Annotated in this window: 19 protein-coding genes and 1 pseudogene; 6 read left to right on the top strand and 14 right to left on the bottom strand. The window is 45.7% G+C overall.

Annotated features, from left to right (window positions below):
- Window positions 1-28 precede the first annotated feature (28 nt).
- From C7475_RS12730 to C7475_RS12710, 5 genes are read right to left on the bottom strand one after another with little or no spacing between them, the layout of a single operon-like run.
- Window positions 29-1,459, bottom strand: a complete 1,431-nt coding sequence (locus C7475_RS12730) for a glycine--tRNA ligase (protein WP_110053719.1) — start codon at window positions 1,457-1,459, stop codon at window positions 29-31.
- 44 nt (window positions 1,460-1,503) lie between these two features.
- Window positions 1,504-2,457 carry a YihY/virulence factor BrkB family protein gene (locus C7475_RS12725; RefSeq protein WP_110053718.1) on the bottom strand — a complete coding sequence of 318 codons (954 nt, stop codon included), beginning with the start codon at window positions 2,455-2,457 and terminating at the stop codon, window positions 1,504-1,506.
- Between the two features lie 27 nt (window positions 2,458-2,484).
- Window positions 2,485-2,811 (bottom strand): nucleotide pyrophosphohydrolase, encoded by a 327-nt coding sequence (locus tag C7475_RS12720; protein WP_110053717.1) that lies wholly within the window; start codon window positions 2,809-2,811, stop codon window positions 2,485-2,487.
- A gap of 9 nt (window positions 2,812-2,820) precedes the next feature.
- On the bottom strand, window positions 2,821-3,273 hold the full coding sequence (dtd, locus tag C7475_RS12715) for a D-aminoacyl-tRNA deacylase (RefSeq protein ID WP_110053716.1): 453 nt from the start codon (window positions 3,271-3,273) through the stop codon (window positions 2,821-2,823).
- A 42-nt stretch (window positions 3,274-3,315) separates the two neighbouring features.
- Window positions 3,316-4,662: a hypothetical protein gene (locus C7475_RS12710; protein ID WP_146217533.1), complete on the bottom strand. Its 1,347-nt coding sequence runs from the start codon at window positions 4,660-4,662 to the stop codon at window positions 3,316-3,318.
- 107 nt (window positions 4,663-4,769) lie between these two features.
- Between C7475_RS12710 and arfB the strand changes: the two are divergent.
- Both arfB and C7475_RS12695 read left to right on the top strand, forming a co-directional pair.
- Window positions 4,770-5,150: pseudogene (arfB, locus tag C7475_RS12700) on the top strand (alternative ribosome rescue aminoacyl-tRNA hydrolase ArfB); the annotation flags it as partial.
- A 26-nt stretch (window positions 5,151-5,176) separates the two neighbouring features.
- Window positions 5,177-6,712 (top strand): lipopolysaccharide biosynthesis protein, encoded by a 1,536-nt coding sequence (locus C7475_RS12695; RefSeq protein WP_110053712.1) that lies wholly within the window; start codon window positions 5,177-5,179, stop codon window positions 6,710-6,712.
- A gap of 30 nt (window positions 6,713-6,742) precedes the next feature.
- Here the strand turns inward: C7475_RS12695 and C7475_RS12690 are convergent, their stop codons facing one another.
- A complete protein-coding gene (locus C7475_RS12690; RefSeq protein ID WP_110053711.1) occupies window positions 6,743-7,381 on the bottom strand; it encodes an MBL fold metallo-hydrolase in 639 nt (212 codons plus the stop codon).
- A 56-nt stretch (window positions 7,382-7,437) separates the two neighbouring features.
- On the opposite strand from C7475_RS12690, the gene C7475_RS12685 reads away from it, so the two are divergent.
- Window positions 7,438-10,821 (top strand): hypothetical protein, encoded by a 3,384-nt coding sequence (locus tag C7475_RS12685; RefSeq protein WP_110054061.1) that lies wholly within the window; start codon window positions 7,438-7,440, stop codon window positions 10,819-10,821.
- 58 nt (window positions 10,822-10,879) lie between these two features.
- Here the strand turns inward: C7475_RS12685 and C7475_RS12680 are convergent, their stop codons facing one another.
- The 5 genes from C7475_RS12680 to C7475_RS12660 all read right to left on the bottom strand — a co-directional run bounded on the left by C7475_RS12680 (window position 10,880) and on the right by C7475_RS12660 (window position 14,928).
- Entirely contained in the window at window positions 10,880-11,245 is a 366-nt protein-coding gene (locus tag C7475_RS12680; protein WP_110053710.1) for a diacylglycerol kinase family protein, read from the bottom strand.
- A 22-nt stretch (window positions 11,246-11,267) separates the two neighbouring features.
- Entirely contained in the window at window positions 11,268-12,620 is a 1,353-nt protein-coding gene (gene creD, locus C7475_RS12675; protein WP_110053709.1) for a cell envelope integrity protein CreD, read from the bottom strand.
- Between the two features lie 52 nt (window positions 12,621-12,672).
- Window positions 12,673-12,972: a transcriptional regulator gene (locus C7475_RS12670; RefSeq protein ID WP_110053708.1), complete on the bottom strand. Its 300-nt coding sequence runs from the start codon at window positions 12,970-12,972 to the stop codon at window positions 12,673-12,675.
- Window positions 12,973-13,018: 46 nt separating this feature from the next.
- On the bottom strand, window positions 13,019-13,663 hold the full coding sequence (locus C7475_RS12665; protein WP_110053707.1) for a hypothetical protein: 645 nt from the start codon (window positions 13,661-13,663) through the stop codon (window positions 13,019-13,021).
- Window positions 13,664-13,737: 74 nt separating this feature from the next.
- Window positions 13,738-14,928, bottom strand: coding sequence for an aspartate aminotransferase family protein (locus C7475_RS12660; protein ID WP_110053706.1), 1,191 nt, complete (start codon window positions 14,926-14,928; stop codon window positions 13,738-13,740).
- Window positions 14,929-15,051: 123 nt separating this feature from the next.
- Here C7475_RS12660 and C7475_RS12655 point away from each other — a divergent pair, with 123 nt between their 5' ends.
- The 3 genes from C7475_RS12655 to C7475_RS32970 are packed head-to-tail and all read left to right on the top strand — an operon-like array spanning window position 15,052 to window position 15,953.
- On the top strand, window positions 15,052-15,579 hold the full coding sequence (locus C7475_RS12655) for a gamma carbonic anhydrase family protein (RefSeq protein ID WP_110053705.1): 528 nt from the start codon (window positions 15,052-15,054) through the stop codon (window positions 15,577-15,579).
- A gap of 44 nt (window positions 15,580-15,623) precedes the next feature.
- On the top strand, window positions 15,624-15,779 hold the full coding sequence (locus C7475_RS32975) for a hypothetical protein (RefSeq protein ID WP_158286496.1): 156 nt from the start codon (window positions 15,624-15,626) through the stop codon (window positions 15,777-15,779).
- A 15-nt stretch (window positions 15,780-15,794) separates the two neighbouring features.
- Complete coding sequence (locus C7475_RS32970) at window positions 15,795-15,953, top strand: hypothetical protein (RefSeq protein WP_158286495.1); 159 nt, start codon at window positions 15,795-15,797, stop codon at window positions 15,951-15,953.
- Window positions 15,954-16,015: 62 nt separating this feature from the next.
- Here the strand turns inward: C7475_RS32970 and rsgA are convergent, their stop codons facing one another.
- From rsgA to C7475_RS12640, 3 genes are all read right to left on the bottom strand, one after another.
- On the bottom strand, window positions 16,016-16,951 hold the full coding sequence (rsgA, locus tag C7475_RS12650; RefSeq protein ID WP_110053704.1) for a ribosome small subunit-dependent GTPase A: 936 nt from the start codon (window positions 16,949-16,951) through the stop codon (window positions 16,016-16,018).
- A gap of 173 nt (window positions 16,952-17,124) precedes the next feature.
- Complete coding sequence (locus tag C7475_RS12645; RefSeq protein ID WP_110053703.1) at window positions 17,125-18,135, bottom strand: VWA domain-containing protein; 1,011 nt, start codon at window positions 18,133-18,135, stop codon at window positions 17,125-17,127.
- A gap of 36 nt (window positions 18,136-18,171) precedes the next feature.
- Window positions 18,172-19,161 (bottom strand): hypothetical protein, encoded by a 990-nt coding sequence (locus tag C7475_RS12640; protein WP_110053702.1) that lies wholly within the window; start codon window positions 19,159-19,161, stop codon window positions 18,172-18,174.
- Window positions 19,162-19,184 lie beyond the last annotated feature (23 nt).

Below are 19,184 nucleotides of genomic sequence, written 5' to 3'. Positions count from 1 at the left end.
GCAGCCTTTATATAATTCGCTTTTATTTCTATTCGTTGATCTTATTCAGTACGATCTCTTTCACTTTATCCATCGGGATCCTTTCCTGTTCCATACTGTCGCGGTAGCGGATGGTAACGGTGTTATCTTCTTTCGTCTGATGATCGATCGTTACACAGAACGGTGTACCAATGGCATCCTGACGGCGGTAACGTTTACCGATACTATCCTTCTCTTCATAATAGCAATGGAAGTGAGGCTTGCACTGGGATAACAGTTCATTAGCTATTTCAGGTAATCCATCTTTTTTGGTCAATGGGAATATGGCCAGTTTAAGCGGAGCTAGTTTAGCAGGGAACTTCATTACCACACGGCTATCTTCTTTGCCGTCTTTAGTCAGGTCCTGTTCTTCATAAGCATTCGAGATAGTAAGCAGGAACATACGGTCCAGACCAATAGAAGTCTCTATCACATATGGTACGTAATTCTGATTAATCTCTGTATCGAAGTACTGCAGTTTCTTTTTGCTGAACTCCTGATGTCTGCCCAGATCATGATCCGTACGGCTGTGGATACCTTCTACTTCTTTGAAACCAATTGGGAATTCAAATTCGATATCTTCAGCAGCATCTGCATAGAAAGCCAGCTTATCATGCACATGGAATCTGTACTTATTAGGATCAATACCCAGGCTGAGATGCCATTTCAGGCGCTCTTCCTTCCAATATTCGAACCACTCTTTCTGAGTACCAGGGCGTACAAAGAACTGCATTTCCATCTGTTCAAACTCACGCATACGGAATATGAACTGACGCGCTACGATCTCATTACGGAAAGCCTTACCTATCTGCGCAATACCAAAAGGTATTTTCATACGGCCGGTTTTCTGCACATTGAGGAAGTTCACAAAGATACCCTGTGCGGTTTCCGGACGTAAGTAAATTTCATTGGCTTCTTCAGATACGCTACCTAACTGGGTAGAGAACATCAGATTAAACTGACGTACGTCTGTCCAGTTAGCAGTACCACTGACACTACACTTAATATTATAAGTTTCTATAAGGCTTTTTAATCCGGCCAGATCATCCTTTCCCAACAACTCGTTCATTTTACTGATCAGCTCTTCAGCATTGCCTTCAGGCAGTGTTTCAGCGTGTGCTTCGATCAGGTGATCCACACGGTAACGCTTTTTACTGTCTTTGTTGTCGATCATAGGATCGCTGAAGCCATCAACGTGGCCGGAAGCTTTCCAAATAGTAGGATGCATGAAGATAGCAGAATCAATCCCCACGATGTTGTCGTGCATCTGGGTCATACTTTTCCACCAGTAGTCGCGGATATTCTTCTTTAGCTGAGCTCCATATTGGCCATAGTCATATACAGCACTTAAGCCGTCGTATATTTCACTGGACGGGAACACGAAGCCATATTCTTTACAATGCGAGATGATCGCCTGAAATTTGTTCTGATCTGTAGCCATAATGGCGCAAATATAATAAGGGTTTTCGGAATTAAAGATGGCGTTTAGCTACCTTTTTCGGTTTCTACAGGGGCCGTTAACGGCAATTCATCAGTCTCCACGGGCACTTCCTTGACATATACAGCATATTCATTGGGCCTGATCTGGCCTCCGAAATGCTGTACATATACTTGAGTAAATTCAGCCCCAAAGTACAGGATAATGGCCGAATAGTACACCCAGAGCAGGATGATGACGATGGAACCGGCCGCCCCGTAGGCTGTACCTACTTTGCTGGAGCCAAGATACAGGCCTATGGCGAATTTACCTATCATAAACAGGATGGCGGTAGTTACTGCCCCTGCAATGACATGCTTCCACCGGACTTTAGCATCGGGCAAGACCTTGAAAATGATGGCAAATAACACTGTGATGATCAGAAAGGTCAAAGCGAGGTTAATAATGTACACCAGTACCATCGTTACCTGTGGAAACAGCGCCGAAAGCTGGTTGCTGAATAGGGAAATGATCCCGTTCAATGCCAGGGACACCATCAGGATAAATCCCAGGCTGATAACCATAGAAAAGGACAGGAGACGGTTCAGCAGCATTTTAACGAGACCATTCTTTGGTTTGGCCTTTAACTGCCAGATGAAATTGATAGAATCCTGGATCTCACCAAATACACTGGTAGCACCAATGATCAGGGTAACGACACCCACTACGGTAGCCCAGCTGGCATCTCCGGAGAGGGTGGCATTTTTGATCATCTGCTGGATCTGGAGAGCGGCCTCGTTGCCAACCATATCGTTGATCTGTCCGTATATGCTTCCTTCAATAGCTTCCTTCCCCAGGAATACATCACAGAGCGTGATGATCACGATCAGCATGGGGGCGATAGAAAAAATAGTGTAATAGGACAGTGCAGCGCTAAGCTTAAGCACTTTATCGTCCATGAAATCATGAAAAGTCTGTTTCAGGATCTGCCAGTAGGTCTTGATCGTTTTCGGGATATTCATATTATAGCTTTAACAAAAAACCTGCCTTTATTGGAGCTTCTCATTCTCCTTATGCCTGTTGGCATCACGGATGTTTTTCTTCTCAAAATTCTTCTCAAGAGCGGCGGTCATATCCACTCCTGTCTGGTTGGCGATACAAAGCAGCACCCACATTACATCCGCCAGCTCATCCGCCAGGTCTTTCTGTTTGTCTGACTCCTTAAAGGACTGCTCTCCGTACTTGCGGGACATGATACGGGCAACTTCCCCTACTTCTTCGGTCAGGATGGCCATGTTGGTCAGTTCGCTGAAATAGCGCACACCAACAGTTCTGATCCAGCCATCTATCTTTTCCTGTGCTTCCTGGATGGTCATATTGATGATTTATTCTTTTGATTTTGTGTCTATGATGATAGTGACAGGGCCGTCATTCAGCAGGTCCACCTTCATATCAGCGCCGAAAATGCCGGTGGCAATGGTTTTACCCATATCAAATGTCAACTGGCTGATCATCTGCTCGTATAAAGGTATGGCTATATCCGGTTTGCTCGCCTTGATATAGGAGGGCCTGTTCCCCTTTTTCGTAGCCGCATGCAGCGTAAACTGGCTTACTAATAGCACATCACCGTTCACCTCTTTTACTGAGCGGTTCATGACGCCTTCCTCATCGTTAAAAATACGCAGGTTGACGATCTTATTACTCAACCAGGTAATATCTTCCATATTATCAGCGTCTTCAATACCCAGCAGTACCAACAGTCCTGTTTGAATGCTGCCGGTAACGTTGCCGTCTACGGTCACGGATGCCCTTGATGCACGTTGTATAACTGCACGCATATGTGTAATGAGTTATTTAATTGCGCCGGGAAATTAAAATAATTATGCGGTATGTGTGAATATATCCCCTGCTTCCGGTTCCTGGACTTTCAAAGTGTCCTCTATTTCCAGTTTAGGATAGAACAATTCCTGCATCAGGTAGTAGTAGAGATAGAGGAACGCAAGGGACAACATCAGGTATTCATTCAGGGCGAAAAGTATTGTTACGATATTCAATCCTATTACCAATAGCAAATAGGTTTTGCTGCTTCGCAATTTTATGTAACAAAAGATTTTGAGAAGATATAGCGCTCCCAGTAATGCCGCTCCGGATAAGGCTAAACCGGTAGGAGCTGTCAACAAGTAGTAGATGTTATACACAGTTACTGTAATACCGGAAATGATCATAGCCTGCTGGGCAGCATGCCTGTCAGATTCAAGGTATAATACTGCATGCTCTTCCTGGGTCGCCGGCTTGTCTTCAGTAAATATAAGCTTCAGCACAGCGGCAATATTAACAACAGGAATGTAATGCATAATGATCACCCAGGGGTTATATTCGCCGGTAGTCAATACCCTGCCGGTAATGATATTTCTTAACAATCCGGCAAGAGAATATATGCACAGAACAGCCAGTAACAATTTGAAAATAGTAAACGCTGTAACTATCACAGGCAGCGTTGTTCCTTCGAAGAAACTTGCCATTAAATAAGAAAGTTCCCCAATACTACCCATGTAAACAAACCATATTGCCAGGAAGAGAAAGAAATACTCCCACTTGCTGATCGTTTGTATACGGGACTGTAGTTTTATAAAGAACGCCGGCCACCTGAAACTGTTCTCTGTCAGGAAAATGATCGAGTAGTAAGAAATAAAGGTGCCGAATGTTATGAGTGGGAACGCGAGAGACGTCACTACATCTGTCCAGAACTGGGACGGATACAGCCATCCTACCGGGATACCGCCGGTCGGACTTCCTGTTTTGGGGATCACAAAATAGATCACCGCTGCCAGTGCAGCTGCGCCTATTTTATCGCTCATTCCATTCAGATAGAAGCGGGTGATGATAACCACCAGGAACACCGCAAATGAATTAAAGTAATAGATCAGGGAAGTACTTTGCTGGCTGCTATTGGCTTTCAGAAACTCATTCAGGACAAACTGCAGACCGAAAGTCAGGAGCGTGACGCATGTTAATATCCCAAATTGCTTCAGATCTTTTTTAATGATCGCCTCCCATGTTACCATGCCAATTGTGGCCAGCGTAAAGAACAGTGAAAATTGCGTCCCCAGGCTAAGCGATGATATTGATGGGAATATGATGGCGCCCTTTTGTATCGTGCAGACTATAAGTACAGGAATCCAGCTGGTTTTAAGTATGCGTAACTGTACAGGAGTAAAGAAATTCATAGCACACAGGATTTATAAGGATGGACGGCAAATAAAATCATTTACCTTTATTAAATTACGATAATCAATTATAAAGAAACGTTAATTAAATGAGTTTAGATCTTTCCGCCGAAATCACCTTCCGCACAGCCAGGAGCGGAGGTAGTGGCGGACAAAATGTGAATAAGGTGGAGACCATGGTGGAAGGTTATTTTGACGTCGCCGCTTCATCTTTGTTAACCCAGGAACAAAAGACGCTGGTACAGGAAAAGCTGGCGCATCGCATCAATGCAGAAGGGCTGCTACAGGTCCGCTCCCAGGAAGAACGTACACAGCTGGGTAACAAACAGCTGGTCATAAAAAAGATGAACGAACTGGTGAGTAAGGCCCTCATCAAACCCAAGAAAAGAGTACCTACCAGACCATCAAAAGCGGTGAAACAAAAACGGATGGAACTCAAAAAACGGCTGTCCGACAAAAAACAACAGCGCAGGAAAGGGCTGGAATAATTAATTTTGGTCAAAATTTCAGGGCATTGAGTATAAAATCACTGGCAGGACAAACGATCTATTACGGCTTTAGTAACATAGCGAGCAAGCTGCTTAACTACTTCCTTACACCGCTCTACCTGGAGCTGATGACACAGGCTTCATATGGGGAGATGTCTACAGTATATGCTTATGTGCCCTTCATGAATATTATCCTGACCTATGGTATGGAAACGGCCTTCTTCCGGTTTGCCAAGAAGGAGAACAGCCAGACGGTGTTGAGCACTTCTACCATCTCACTACTGTTTACGACCATCAGTTTTACAATATTACTCCTGCTTTTCCGCGGGCCTATTATCGATTCATATATTGGTGAACTGGGCGGGCTTAACGCACATCCGGGATTCTTTACCTACCTGGTACTGATCATGGCCTTCGACGCCCTGACGGCCATTCCGTTTGCTCAGTTGCGCCTGGAAAACAGGCCGGTCCGTTATGCTATTATCCGCCTGACAGGCATCCTGACCACGATCGGGTTTAACGTACTTTTCCTGGTGGTTATCCCTAAAATGTATGCAGCAGGCAGTACATGGCTACCAGATATTAGCGGGGGCAACCAGTTAGGGTATATCTATCTCAGTAACATGCTGGGTAGCGGTATCACACTATTAATGTTCCTGCCGCAGATCATGCGCATCCGCTGGGAATTTGACACCGCCATGTGGAAGCAGATGCTGAATTACGCCGTTCCTCTCATATTCTTCGGGATGGCAGGCATGGTAAATGAAACATTTGACAGGGCCTGGTTCCTGCCACAATTCCTGCCCGGCAATAACATGACAGATAAAAAAGAGCTGATCGGGATCTATGCCGCCAACTACAAGCTGGCGATCCTTATCACTATGTTCATACAGGCATTTAAGTTAGGCGCCGAACCATTTTTCTTTAAACAGGCAGAAGGCAAAGATCCGCAAAAGATGTATGCCCGTATCATGAAGCTGTTCGTGGTGCTGTTGTGTATGATGTTCCTCTTCGTAAGCCTGTACCTGAACGTCTGGAAAACCTTCCTGCGCCGCCCGGAATATTATGATGGCATGAAGATCGTACCCATTCTCCTGCTGGCAAATATGTTCCTGGGTATTTACTATAACCTGACCATCTGGTTCAAGCTGACCGACAGGACCAAAACAGGGGCTATGATCACCATCGTTACCGCCGTAATGGCCTTTTTACTGAACTGGTGGTGGATCCCTGTTATGGGGTATTTTGGTGCAGCACTGGCTACCATGGCCTGCTATTTTATCCAGATGACCATCTGTTACATACTGGGGCAGAAGTACTACCCGGTTCCTTATCACCTTCCGCGTATTCTCACCTACATGGTGACCGCAGTAGCGACCTTCTACCTGTATGACCTGTTAAACAGGACCCTGCTGTCTCCCGGGGATATATACGCCCTGAAGCCATTGTCACTGCTTGTAGCCACTGTCTTCTTTTCTGGCTATATCTGGTTCCTTTTGAAAATGGAAAAAAAGGAGTTTTCCAGGCTTCCCGTGATCGGAAAATTTGTAAGCAGGATTTAAACTTCCGCTGACCAGAAGAGTCTGAGTACTTTACCGAAGGAAAGGGTTGTTCTGCTTTTCAAAACCGATGGTGGTAGACTGTCCGTGACCAGGGTAAACCCTTACCTCATCAGGCAATACGAACAATTTCTGCCGTATGCTGTTAATTAAAGTCTGATGGCTGCCCCCAGGCAGGTCGGTACGGCCGATGCTCTGGTAAAACAGCACATCCCCGCCAATGAGGAATTGCTGGCTGGCGGAATAAAAACACACACTCCCCGGCGAATGGCCCGGAGCTAATAACACTTCCAGTTCATCGTCGCCAAAGAGGATTTTTTCTCCGTCTTCCAGGAACCTGGCAGGTTCGGGAGAAGGTTCAAAGGGAACATTATACATTTTACCTACATCAGGGGACCGGTCCAGCACAACTTTGTCCTGGGCATGTATTTCCAGGCCCACGCCATAAGTCTTCACAACCAGCCTGTTACCGAAAATATGGTCAATGTGGCAATGTGTGTTCAGGAGACGTGTAACTTTCAAACCCTCTTTTTCGATATAAGTCAGTAATTGTTTCCTTTCTTCTTCAAAATAACAGCCCGGATCTATAATTATACATTCCTTTTTTTCGTTAATGAGTAAATAGGTATTTTCCTGAAACGGATTAAAGGTGAAATGTTGTATTTCCATCATTGTTGCCGATTTTTGCTATTTTTAATTCAGAACGCAATATTATCAATACTTTCTGTATGAACCGACTTACTACCAGGTTATTACTTACCGGTACCCTATTACTTGGCTCGTATCTATCCCAGGCACAGACCAATACCGTGGAATTTGGACAGAACCGCATACAGCATAAGAATTTTAAATGGCGTTACTATCAAACCCGTCATTTTAATACTTATTTCAGCCAGAACGGTCTGGAATTGGGTAAATACGTTGCGCAGGTAGCAGAAAAAGAATTACCACAGCTGGAACAATTTATGGAGTTTACCTTCCGCCAGCGGGTGAATATTGTCGTGTACAACAGCTTCGGGGAAATGAAGCAATCCAATATAGGCATTGGCGTTGACTGGCAGAATACCGGTGGTATCACCAAGCTGGTGGGTAATAAACTGATCGTGTATTTCGATGGCGATCATCAGCACTTGTACAAACAGATCCGTGAAGGGATCGCCCGTGTAATGCTGGAAAACTTATTGTTTGGAGAAGATATTGGCGAGTTTGCAGGTAATGCGGTATTGATCGACTTCCCTAAATGGTTCACCGATGGATTTGTTGCTTATGCAGCTGAAAACTGGAATACCCAACTGGACGACGAGCTGAAAGATGCTATCCAGTCAGGCAGGTATAAGGACTTCTACCAGCTGGCCTACGAAAAACCCACATTGGCCGGTCATGCGTTCTGGTATTATGTAGAAAGTAAATATGGAAAGGACGCCGTTCCCTACCTGATGTATATCTCCCGCATCAACCGCGGACTGAAAAAAGGATTTGAGCAGGTATTGAGCCAGAAGCCTAAAAATGCCCTGAAAGATTTCATGGTATTCAATGCCAAACGTTACCAGGACGATAATCGTCGCCGCCGGCAGTCTACCCGTGGTGCTCGTACCATCGTTTCAAGGGAACTGAAAAAATCAAACTTCTACCGCTTCCAGGCCAATCCGAAAAGCAACTACTATGCAGTGGTTGAGTTCTCTAAAGGATTGTACAAGGTACAGATCCAGTTTGCCGACATGAAGCCTAAAGTACTGCTGCGCAGTGGGGTGAGAATGCAGGCCAGCCAGCTGGACCCGAACTATCCGTTGCTGGCATGGAACCAGAAAGGTAACCGCCTGGCAATCATCTACGAACATGAAGGAGTGACCAGGCTCATGGTATATGACCTCCTCACCAGGACCACCACCAAACAAGACCTTCCGCGCTTCGACAGGATCATAGATATGAAGTACTTCTTCGAATATGATAACTCCCTGTTGCTCTCTGCCGTAAAGAATGGTCACACAGATATCTACACTTACAGTATAACGAAGGCAACCGCTGAACAGATCACCAACGATGTATACGACGATCTAGATCCTTCCTTCGTAGCCTTCCCTGGTAAGAGCGGGATCATCTACTCCTCTAACCGGCCGTCTCCGACCGCAAAAAGCGGGGATACCGTATTACCGGCAGGTCATTACAATGTCTTCCTGATCGACAACTGGAACAAGAGCGCTGATAAACAGATCTCCCAGCTGACCGACATGAAATACGGTGACGCACGTTCACCACTTCAATACAATAACACACACTTCACATTTGTATCTGATGTAAACGGTATCCGTAACCGTTATGCCGGTTTCTTTAAAACGGAAAGAACAGGAGTAGACTCTCTCTTCTTCATCGGATCAGAGATCCTGCATAACCCTGAAAAAGCAGATCTTGACTCTGCACTGGCAGAATATGGCACGACCGCACCGGATTCTGTAATGGCAGTATCACTTACTAAAGATTCTACGTATACCTTCCCAATGTCGAACTACTCTTATGGCATCAAAGAATCCAGAGGAGCAGGCGATCAGAGTGAAGTATCCCAGGTGATCCAGCAATATGGCTTTAAGAATCTCCAGAAGCTGAAGATCGATACTGTAACACTCCGTAAAAGGAATGTAAGCAGCCGTCCGACTACCTTCAGGTCCCGTCAGATGCATGAAGACAGCCTCCGTTTAGGCCTGCCTACATACTTTGAAAAGACAAAGACAGATACCGTAAAACATGATGATTTCTTCCAGAGCGAGTTCGGAAAAGAAGCGGTTGATTCCAGCGTGATAGCAGAAGCCCAGACACCACAGATCCCACTGATAGAACCTGTGCTGAAGAAGGCCAAACTGTTGCCATATAAACTGAAGTTCTCATCAGACTACCTGATCCTCCAGTTAGACAACTCTATCCTGATCAACAGATACCAGCCGTTCACCGGTCCTCCTTCTGGTCCTATCAGGCTCACAGATCCTGTGAATGGTTTGATCCGCATAGGCGTTAGTGATCTGATGGAAGACTTTAAGATCAATGGTGGTTTCAGATTCCCTTCCAGCCTGGATGGTACTGAATACTTCATTTCGGCTTCTTATCTCAAAAAACGTTTTGATTATAAATTTACTTACTACCGCAGAGTAGATAAATACAGTGGTCTGGGCTTTGACACAAGTGGCAACCCGCTGGAATTCCCGGCTAAACTGAAGACCAATCTCTTCCAGTTTGATGTACGTTATCCGTTTGATCAGGCCAGAAGCATCCGTTTGCAGGTAGGTTTCCGTAATGACAGATTCGTAATATCAGCTTCTGACGAACAGACACTGAAGCTGAAGAATTACGCCGACAACTACGCGTTAGTACGCCTGGAATATGTGTATGATAACACGATCAATCCGGCTATCAACATCTGGCATGGTACACGTTACAAGATCTATGGCGACATGAACGCACAGATCAACGGTGACCTGAACGACGTATTTGATCAGGGAGCAGCAGCCGGAAAAGGTAAGTTCACTTATAACATGGGGGTTGATGTGAGACATTATGAATCCATCTTCCGCAACTTTATATGGGCCACCCGTTTCTCTGCCGACCTTTCATGGGGTACCCGCAAATTGCTGTATTACCTGGGTGGTACTGACAACTGGCTGATACCAAAGATCAATACCCGTACTCCGGTTAATATGAATGCAAACTATGCATATCAGACACTGGCTAACCCATTACGCGGTTACAGACAGAATGCACGTAACGGTAATAATGTAATGGTATTTAATACGGAATTACGCTTACCGGTATTCGCCACCTTTATGAACAGGCCGATCAACTCTGCTATCGTTCGTAACTTCCAGGTGACCAGCTTTATCGATATTGGTACAGCATGGAACGAAAAACTGAGCTTTAAGGATGCTAACTACACTTATTATGATGATGGTACCGGCGTGACAGTGAAAGTGAAAGAAGGTTTCCTCGGACCATTTGTAGGAGGTTACGGTTTCGGCGCCCGTACAACGCTGGCTGGTTACTTCCTGAGATTAGATGCAGGCTGGCCTGCAATTGCATTCTTCCGTGGTAAGCCTATCCTGTACTTCGGAATGGGAGTTGATTTCTAAAGAAGAACGATCTTCAATGTATAACGAAGGGTCCCGCGGTATGCGGGACCCTTTTCTTTTAGCAAAGGATAGGGATAAAAATGACAGCACCTGTAATGGCAGCTATCAATGCTGAGATAAGCACTGCCCCCGCAGCAACATCTTTGATCCATTTCACTCTCGGATGAATTTCCGGAGACAGATGGTCCATGATCTTTTCAACAACTGTATTAAACATCTCTGTGATCCATACCATTCCCGTTACTACCAGGATGGCAATCCACTGACTACCTGACAACCTGCAATAAAAACCGGCCGCTACCACTATCACCGTCGCCAGCGCATGAATACGCGCATGTGGCTCACTGCGGAGAAATGCAATGATTCCCTGAAAGGCGTACTTAAAACTTCTTAAACGTTGCTGGAGGTAGTGACCGGTTTGCATGAGTATAGCTGTTTATAATTTTTTATAATTCTCCCCACTTGATCCTCCGGCTAAAGTACATCACAATAGCCAGTATTATAAACAGTCCAAGACTTCCCATGAGCAAGGCCTGATCTTCCGAGCGGATGATCACGTAAATGAATCCGTAGAGCAAACTTAGTGCAGCGCCAATACCTGCCGCCATGCGAACGCTTCGTAATACACTGGCCGTATATACAGACACCAGCAGTATCGTAAGTACACCGGCAATCAGGTAAGCCAGACTAAAGTTCAGTTGTTCTGCCAGGGCGATCAGCAGCGTGTAGAATACACATAATGCCACGCCGATTAGTATATATTGTAATGGATGAACGGAGTAACGCTGTAACAGCTCTATAAAATAAAATACCAGGAATGTTAACCCGATGATGAGGATGGCATATTTGACGGCACGGGTGGATTGCTGATAGGTATCCACCGGCAGGAATAACTTCACGCCAAAATCAGCTGAATGCAGGTTCTCATTAGCCCCGACCCAGCTCTGTGGAAAATTGCGGTTCAAATTGGATACCTGCCAGGAAGCAGAGAATCCCTTGTCATGTACATTATGTGAGTTAGGAAGGAAGGCGCCGTCAAAGCTGGGGTTCTTCCAATTGGAACTCAGGTTGATGGCGGTTGTCTTACCCACAGGAGAGAAGAACAACTGGCCAGAACCTTTCAGGTTTAGGTTAACCGAAAAATTACCTGCTATTATACCAGAGTCGGACATTGTCAGCGGCACTTTTACCTGCATGCCATTGGTGAAGAGGTTAGTAGCAGCAACACCGGGATTAAAGTAGAAATTCTGGCCATTCCAGATCACGCCTGCCTGGTTGCTGATACCGCGCATATCATTAACGCCCAGGGCCAGGTACGCATCTTTCAGCATCACTGATTCCGGAGCGATATTTAAGCTGGTAAGGTCCAGGTGGGAGAAGTCTCCTCCAATCTGTAAGTGTGAACTGTAAACAGCTACTTCATAGATCCCGCGACGCCGTATTTCGGGTAAAAGCTCACCATTGACTGTCAGTTTATCCGGCAGGAAAATAGCGTTGGAAGTTACACCTGGTTTGCTGTAGTAAGGTATCACCAGAACAGGTCCCGTAATGGTCTGAGCATCCCCCCATTTTCCGCTGACTTCTCCCTTGGCTTCAAACTGCCGTTGTTCCCTTTCAGAGATAAGTCCCATGATCATAGCCGTAGGAATTAGCAGTACTAACACGAGTACGCCGATGAGGAAGGCCTTTATTCCATAGGCGTAGCGTTCAAAGAAAGAGGCCTTCTGCTTACCGCTGTCTGTTGCAGATGAAGGTTGTTCCGGAGGTAAAGGAGATTCACTGATGTTAGATGTTTGCATATATTTATGTTTTAAAAGTACTTTGAACTTCAAAGTATAAGGGCAAAAAAAATTACTCCATAGAACGGATCATATTTTCAAGAGCAGCAAGGTGCCCTTTGAAAGCTTTTTCACCGGCTTTTGTAATAGCATAAGTGGTATTGGTTTTACGTCCTATAAAACCCTTATGCACTTTCAGATAACCATTTTCCTCTAATGTACTGAGGTGGGAGGCCAGGTTACCATCTGTCAGTTCCAGCATCTGCTTCAGGTCATTAAAGCTTACTTCTTCATTTACCATGAGGATACTCATGACCCCAAGCCGTATGCGACTGTCAAATATCTTATTTAAGTTACCTATGGGATTGTTCACGAGTACGTCTTTATTGTTTCTACTTTGATCCTCACTCTACACGGTTTTACTCCGCAGCCGCTTGCCTTCGCTCATACTTCCACCACATCATGATGCCATATACGATATGCATGACACCAAAACCGATGGCCCAAAAATAAAGCCCTCTGCGCAAAAAGAAAACATTTAATATACCGATTCCTATTTCAGCAATACCCAGGTAACGGATATCAGAGACTGTATACTTACTGGCGTTCAATAACGCCATACCGTAAAATATAAGACAGGAAGGAGCTATCATCACATCCATTCTGTTGTATATCAGACCTGCTATAAATGCACCGCCGGCCATCATTGGGATCAGGGCGTTGATCAGCACTTTGCGGGAAGTAGGGTCCCATACCGGAAGATTATTTCTTCTGGCCCTCCTCCAGGTGAAGTATAATCCGCCAAAGAAAGCCAGCGCCATTACTGCAAAGCCCAGTATAACCAGTTGCAATCGAAGCGTGGAAAAGTCAACATCCTCATAATGACCTCTTATTTCCCAGCGGTCATAATATGACCGGAATAAGAAATGAGCAGTTATAGCACCTGCCAAAGCAGAAGCGCCTGCAAAGACACCACTTAATCCACTAAGGGAAATAAAGCGGCTGCTGCGTTCCATCATGCGCCTGATATCACTGATTGCTTCCAGGTGTTGCTGTTCTGTCATACTTAAAGTACTTTGTATATCAAAGTTACATATTTCAATGAAAAGTCAAAATATATTTTTTCATTATACCAGCGCTATCCCTCTGTTACTTCGTTTAACACATTTATAATGATATCACAGGCCGTTCTGATCTCCTCTTCATTAATGATCAATGGTGGCGCAATACGCAGACATTCAGGAGCAAAAAGGAACCAGTCGGTCAGCAGCCCCTTTTCAATACATTTGTCTATTACCTTTTTATTGATCTCAAAGCTCTCAAACTCTACCGCCATCATTAGTCCGAGAAAACGTACTTCTTTAATGGCCGGATGCTGCAAATACTGATGAAATAACTGTCCTTTAGCACTGACACTATCTATGAGATTTCCTTCCAGCAATGCCTTAAAACCAGCCATTCCCGCTGCACATATCACAGGGTGACCACCGAAGGTCGTCATATGCCCAAGTACCGGTTTGTTGGTCAGGCTCCACATGATCTCTTTGTCGGCAATGAAAGCGCCCATCGGCATACCGCCTCCCAATGCTTTTCCCAGCAGGAGGATATCAGGCACCACGCCCGCCTGTTCAAAGCCCCATAATGTGCCATTCCTTCCCAGTCCACACTGTATTTCATCCAGCACCATCAATGTGCCAGTGGCCGTACATTTCTCCCGGATAGCCTGCAGCCATTCCTTTCGCGGAATGCGCACCCCAGCTTCCGCCTGTACAGGCTCCAGTATGATACAAGCAGTACGTTCAGTGATCTGATCGATCACACCCAGGTCGTTATAAGTAAGATGCTGTATGTCAGGCAATAATGGTCTGTAGGCATTTCTCCAGGTTTCATCTCCCATAATACTCATAGCTCCCTGAGTAGAGCCGTGATAACTTCTGTCAAAAGCGATGATCCCAGTCCTCCCGGTATAGCGTTTGGCCAGCTTCATTGCGCCTTCCACCGCTTCTGCTCCGGAGTTAGTAAAATAAACGCTGTTGAGGGATTCCGGCAGATGTTGTGTCAACAATGTGGCAAATCCAACCTGCGGAGACTGGATCAGTTCTCCATATACCAGGAGGTGCATATATTGCTCCGCTTGTTCTTTTACAGCAGCGACTACAGCAGGATGGGAGTGCCCTACATTACAAACGCTGATACCGGCAATAAGGTCCATGATCTTTTTGCCTTCGGTATCCCACATATACATTCCTGATGCCTTTACTATTTCGAGTGCCAGCGGGGCATCTGACAGCTGCGCCACATGACGTAAGAAGAGTTGTCTGTTATTCATTCTGCGGCAAAAATACGTTAAAGAATCAGTCGGGCGCCACCCGGCATCAGTAAGGTACCAATGCCGCGCTCTGTTCACAGCGGACTATACGAATTTCTTTACTTTTGCGTTAAAACTTACTATATGCCTGTCATCTTACCGGTTAAGGGAATACTGCCAACAATAGGGAACGACTGTTTTATTGCGCCTAATGCAACGATTGTAGGAGATGTTGTAATGGGAGACCAGTGCAGCGTTTGGTTCAATGCAGTGATCCGGGGAGATGTGAACAGTATCAAGATGGGTACCAAGGTAAACGTGCAGGATGGCGCCGTGATCCATTGTACTTATGAGAAAACGAAAGCAATTATCGGCAATAATGTTTCCATCGGGCATAATGCCATCGTACATGGCTGCACCGTGGAAGATAATGTACTGATAGGCATGGGCGCCATTGTGATGGATAATGCACACATTGGCAGCAACACCATCATCGCCGCAGGCGCTGTCGTATTGGAAGGTACACAGGTTGAAGCTGGTTCCATCTATGCAGGCGTGCCCGCCAAAAAGGTGAAAGATATCAGCCAATCCCTGATCAGTGGCGAAATAGATCGCATTGCCAACAACTATCTCATGTACTCCGGCTGGTTTAAAGAGCCCTCAGAAAAGTAAATGACATATTTTAATTATCTTGCATCTAATAATCACCTTGCCCTATGAAAAAACTATTACTACTAATGGTGGTATGCGGTATAATGGCTATCGGCTGTAAGACCGAGCGCACCGGTTGCCCCAGCAACAACTACTATTCTATCAAGAACGGAAAGCAAAACAGGTCTTCAGCCAGACAAATGGATGGCAGAGTATTTTAATTAATACGGTACCCTATGAAAAAACTTTTACTCTTTGTACTGGTGATATCCTTCACCGGCCTATCTGCCTGCCGTACCAGGAAAACAGGTTGCCCCACTCCCCGTAAGAACTGGGGTGCTGAGAAACTCCTGGACGAGATGAGCGGTCCCAGGAAGAAAAAGAAGTTGTTTTAGTACATGAAATGTTTCCTACCCGCGAAGCAGGAGAAAAGTGCTGGATGTAGCCAACGCTGTGGTCAGTACAATTCTTCCTGGATAGAATCCAGGATAGAAGCATAACTTACATACCGGTCCACATCGATATCGCCCGCATCTACGGCCGCTTTTACGGCACATCCGGGCTCGTTCATATGCAGGCAGTTATTAAACTGGCACTGGGTAATGTAGGGTTGCATTTCGAGGAAATAATGCGATAACTCCTGTTTGGATATATTAACGACACCAAACTCACGCACGCCTGGGGTATCTATCAGTTTACCTCCCATCGGAAGGTCATACATTTCAGCATAGGTAGTAGTATGTAACCCCTTTCCGCTCCATCCGCTTACCGACTTGGTTCGCAGCTCAAGCCCCGGTAACAAACGGTTGATCAGGGAAGATTTTCCCACACCGGAATGTCCTGACATCAGTGTGGTTTTATCCTTCATTTCTTCGATCAGCATCTCTATCCCTTCCTGCTTTTCAGCAGAAACGAGCAATACTTTATAACCTATATCTTCATACAAGGCCTGTAACTCGGCAAACTTGTCCAGATCTTTCTCTTTGTAAATATCCTTCTTGTTGAACACCAGCACCACTGGTATATGATAAGCAGCAGCTGTTACCAGGAATCGGTCCATAAAACCATTAGAAGTACGTGGCTCCTTCACCGTACAGATCAGCATGGCCTGATCCATATTAGCGGCCACAATATGTTGCTGGTTCTTCTTGTGAGGGGAGTTACGTACTATATAATTCCGGCGGTCGACTATTTCAGTGATCATCGCATTATTGGCATTCGCATCTCCGTCTTCCCGCACAATTTCAACTACATCGCCCACAGCAATGGGATTGGTAGAGGTAATATCCTCATCCATTTTCATTATACCCTTAATACGGGCCTGAAATACTTCTCCCGTATCTGTTTTCGCTGTATACCAGCTTCCTGTGGATTTGTAAATGGTTGCTTGCAAATTTTCTTCGTAGTTATTAAGCTGTAAAGGTAGGTGGTTTTTCTTTTAGGTATTACGCCCCCCGGCAGAAGATGGAAGGAAAGCCTGTTCTGGAAAAAGAAATAAGGACCGGGAATACAGCGATTGTTATTCGCATTTGATTCCTGGTCCTTATTTTCTCTGGTTAAATTGTTTTATGGCAGACTTCTGAAAGCAGTATATCTGAGCACCACCTCCAACAGGATACATGCCAGTGCCAATATAGCCAGCGGGAAGAAATGTTCCGCAAAACGTTTATAGGAAGTGATCTCTACTTTTGTTTTCTCCAGTTTGTCGATCTCACTGTAAATATTCTCAAGTTCTTTATTGTTGGTCGCCCTGAAATATTTACCGCCTGTTTCTGAGGAGATCTTTTTCATCAGTGGTTCATCCAGCTGTACATCCTGCATCTGCATCTGGATGGAGCCGTCAGGCATAGTCATCGGGAAAGGCGCTTTTCCGACAGTACCCACACCGATGGTATACACACGGATCTTAAATGCCTTACTGATTTCCAGTGCTGTGAGCGGATCTATCAGACCGGTGTTGTTCACACCGTCGGTCAGCAGGATGATCACTTTACTTTTAGCCTTACTGGTCCGTAAACGGTCTACGGAAGTAGCCAGTCCCATACCGATAGCGGTGCCATCCTGCAGCATACCGCTTTTCACCAATGCTATCTGATTTTTCAGTACACCATGGTCTGTTGTGATAGGGCATTGTGTAAAGCTTTCACCGGAGAATATCACTAAACCGATACGGTCACTGATACGGCTGTCCACAAAGTTCATGGCCACTTTCTTGGCGGCTTCCAGCCTGTCCGGCTGCAGGTCCTGCGCAAGCATACTACCCGAAATGTCGATCGCCATCACAATATCGATACCTTCACTATCGATGCTTTCGGAAGTATTACTTGTTTGCGGCCTGGCCAATGCTACAACCAAAGCTGTGAAAGCCAGGAGGCGCAGTACGAGTAATACAGGCCGCATTGTCACCTTCCAGGAAACCGGCAATCCTTTCAACCCCTGCAGGGAAGACATTTCCATGGCTACCTGCCGCCGTTGCTGCTTTGCGATATACCAGTAGATCATCACCGGTATCAGCGCCAGCAGCCCAAAGAAGGCAGGGTGAGCGAATTCAATACTTTTCCAGATCGAAAAATCCATTTATTAATAATAATTTCTCTTTTGAAGGAGAGCGGCCTATTTAACGGGCTGCTTTGTTTCTTCTTTCCCGGCTTCAGCTGCTGCAGCTTTTTCTACCGCAGGCTTGGTCCATTCCACTATTTCCTGTGCATGCTGCATGGCGCCTTCATGCTCTTCCGGAGACGGCGTCATTTTCGCAAACTTCGCCAGATCTGCCAGACTTAATAAGCTGCGCAATTTATCGCGCTGCTGGTTTAGAATGGTAACAGGCTTGATATGTTGCAATAACTCTTCCGACGTCTGTTCAAGTGCCGGAATGTTAAACTGCTGCTCAAAATAATTACGAAGGATGTCAGTAAGCCGGGTATAATATTGTTTGATATCTCCCTGCTGCCATACCTTTTCCGACTTCAGCTGCTGCAATTGCTGCAACGCTATTTCGTAAGGCGGCACCACAGCTACCACAGGCACAGGCGCCGCTTTTTTAGGTTTGCTACGGAAGTATACGATCAACCCGATAGCGACCAGCAGTACTGTAATACCAATAGCAAAATACAGCCAGTAATCCCAGAAGCTCCAGCCTACCGTGCGTACTGCTTTAATAGGTTTGAAGGCTTTTGTTGTATCTACATCCACTGTATTCACATCAATGCTCAGCGGACCTGTAAATGCGGAATCAGTAATGTTACCTGCACTAACCAGGTCAAAACGCAGTGCCGGAATGTCCCAGCGGCCGGAGTCAAAACTGGTCAGTACGATGGTCTGTCCCAGCAGCTTCGTGTTGCCTTGCGCGGTGGTATCCAGCGGAGAACGGCGTACAACCTCAAAATGTCCGAAGGAATCAGGGATCTGCGGGAACACCACATTCATGCCCTGCGGAGGCATGCTGGCCGAGAGCCGGAGGCGCACCTGTTCTCCAAGACGGATCCTGTCAGTGTCAGCCTGCGCATTTACGTCCACCTGCTGTGCAGATGATATAAAAGGCGCCAGGCCAAATCCCAGCAGGAAAAAGAAAATAAGACGTTTAATTATAATCGGTTTAACCATGTTAGTACTCTCAGCTTTAAACT

Origin of the sequence: Chitinophaga sp. S165, from assembly GCF_003182155.1 — a bacterium.
Classification (GTDB): Bacteria; Bacteroidota; Bacteroidia; order Chitinophagales; family Chitinophagaceae; genus Chitinophaga.
This window is presented reverse-complemented; position numbering and strand designations above follow the sequence as displayed.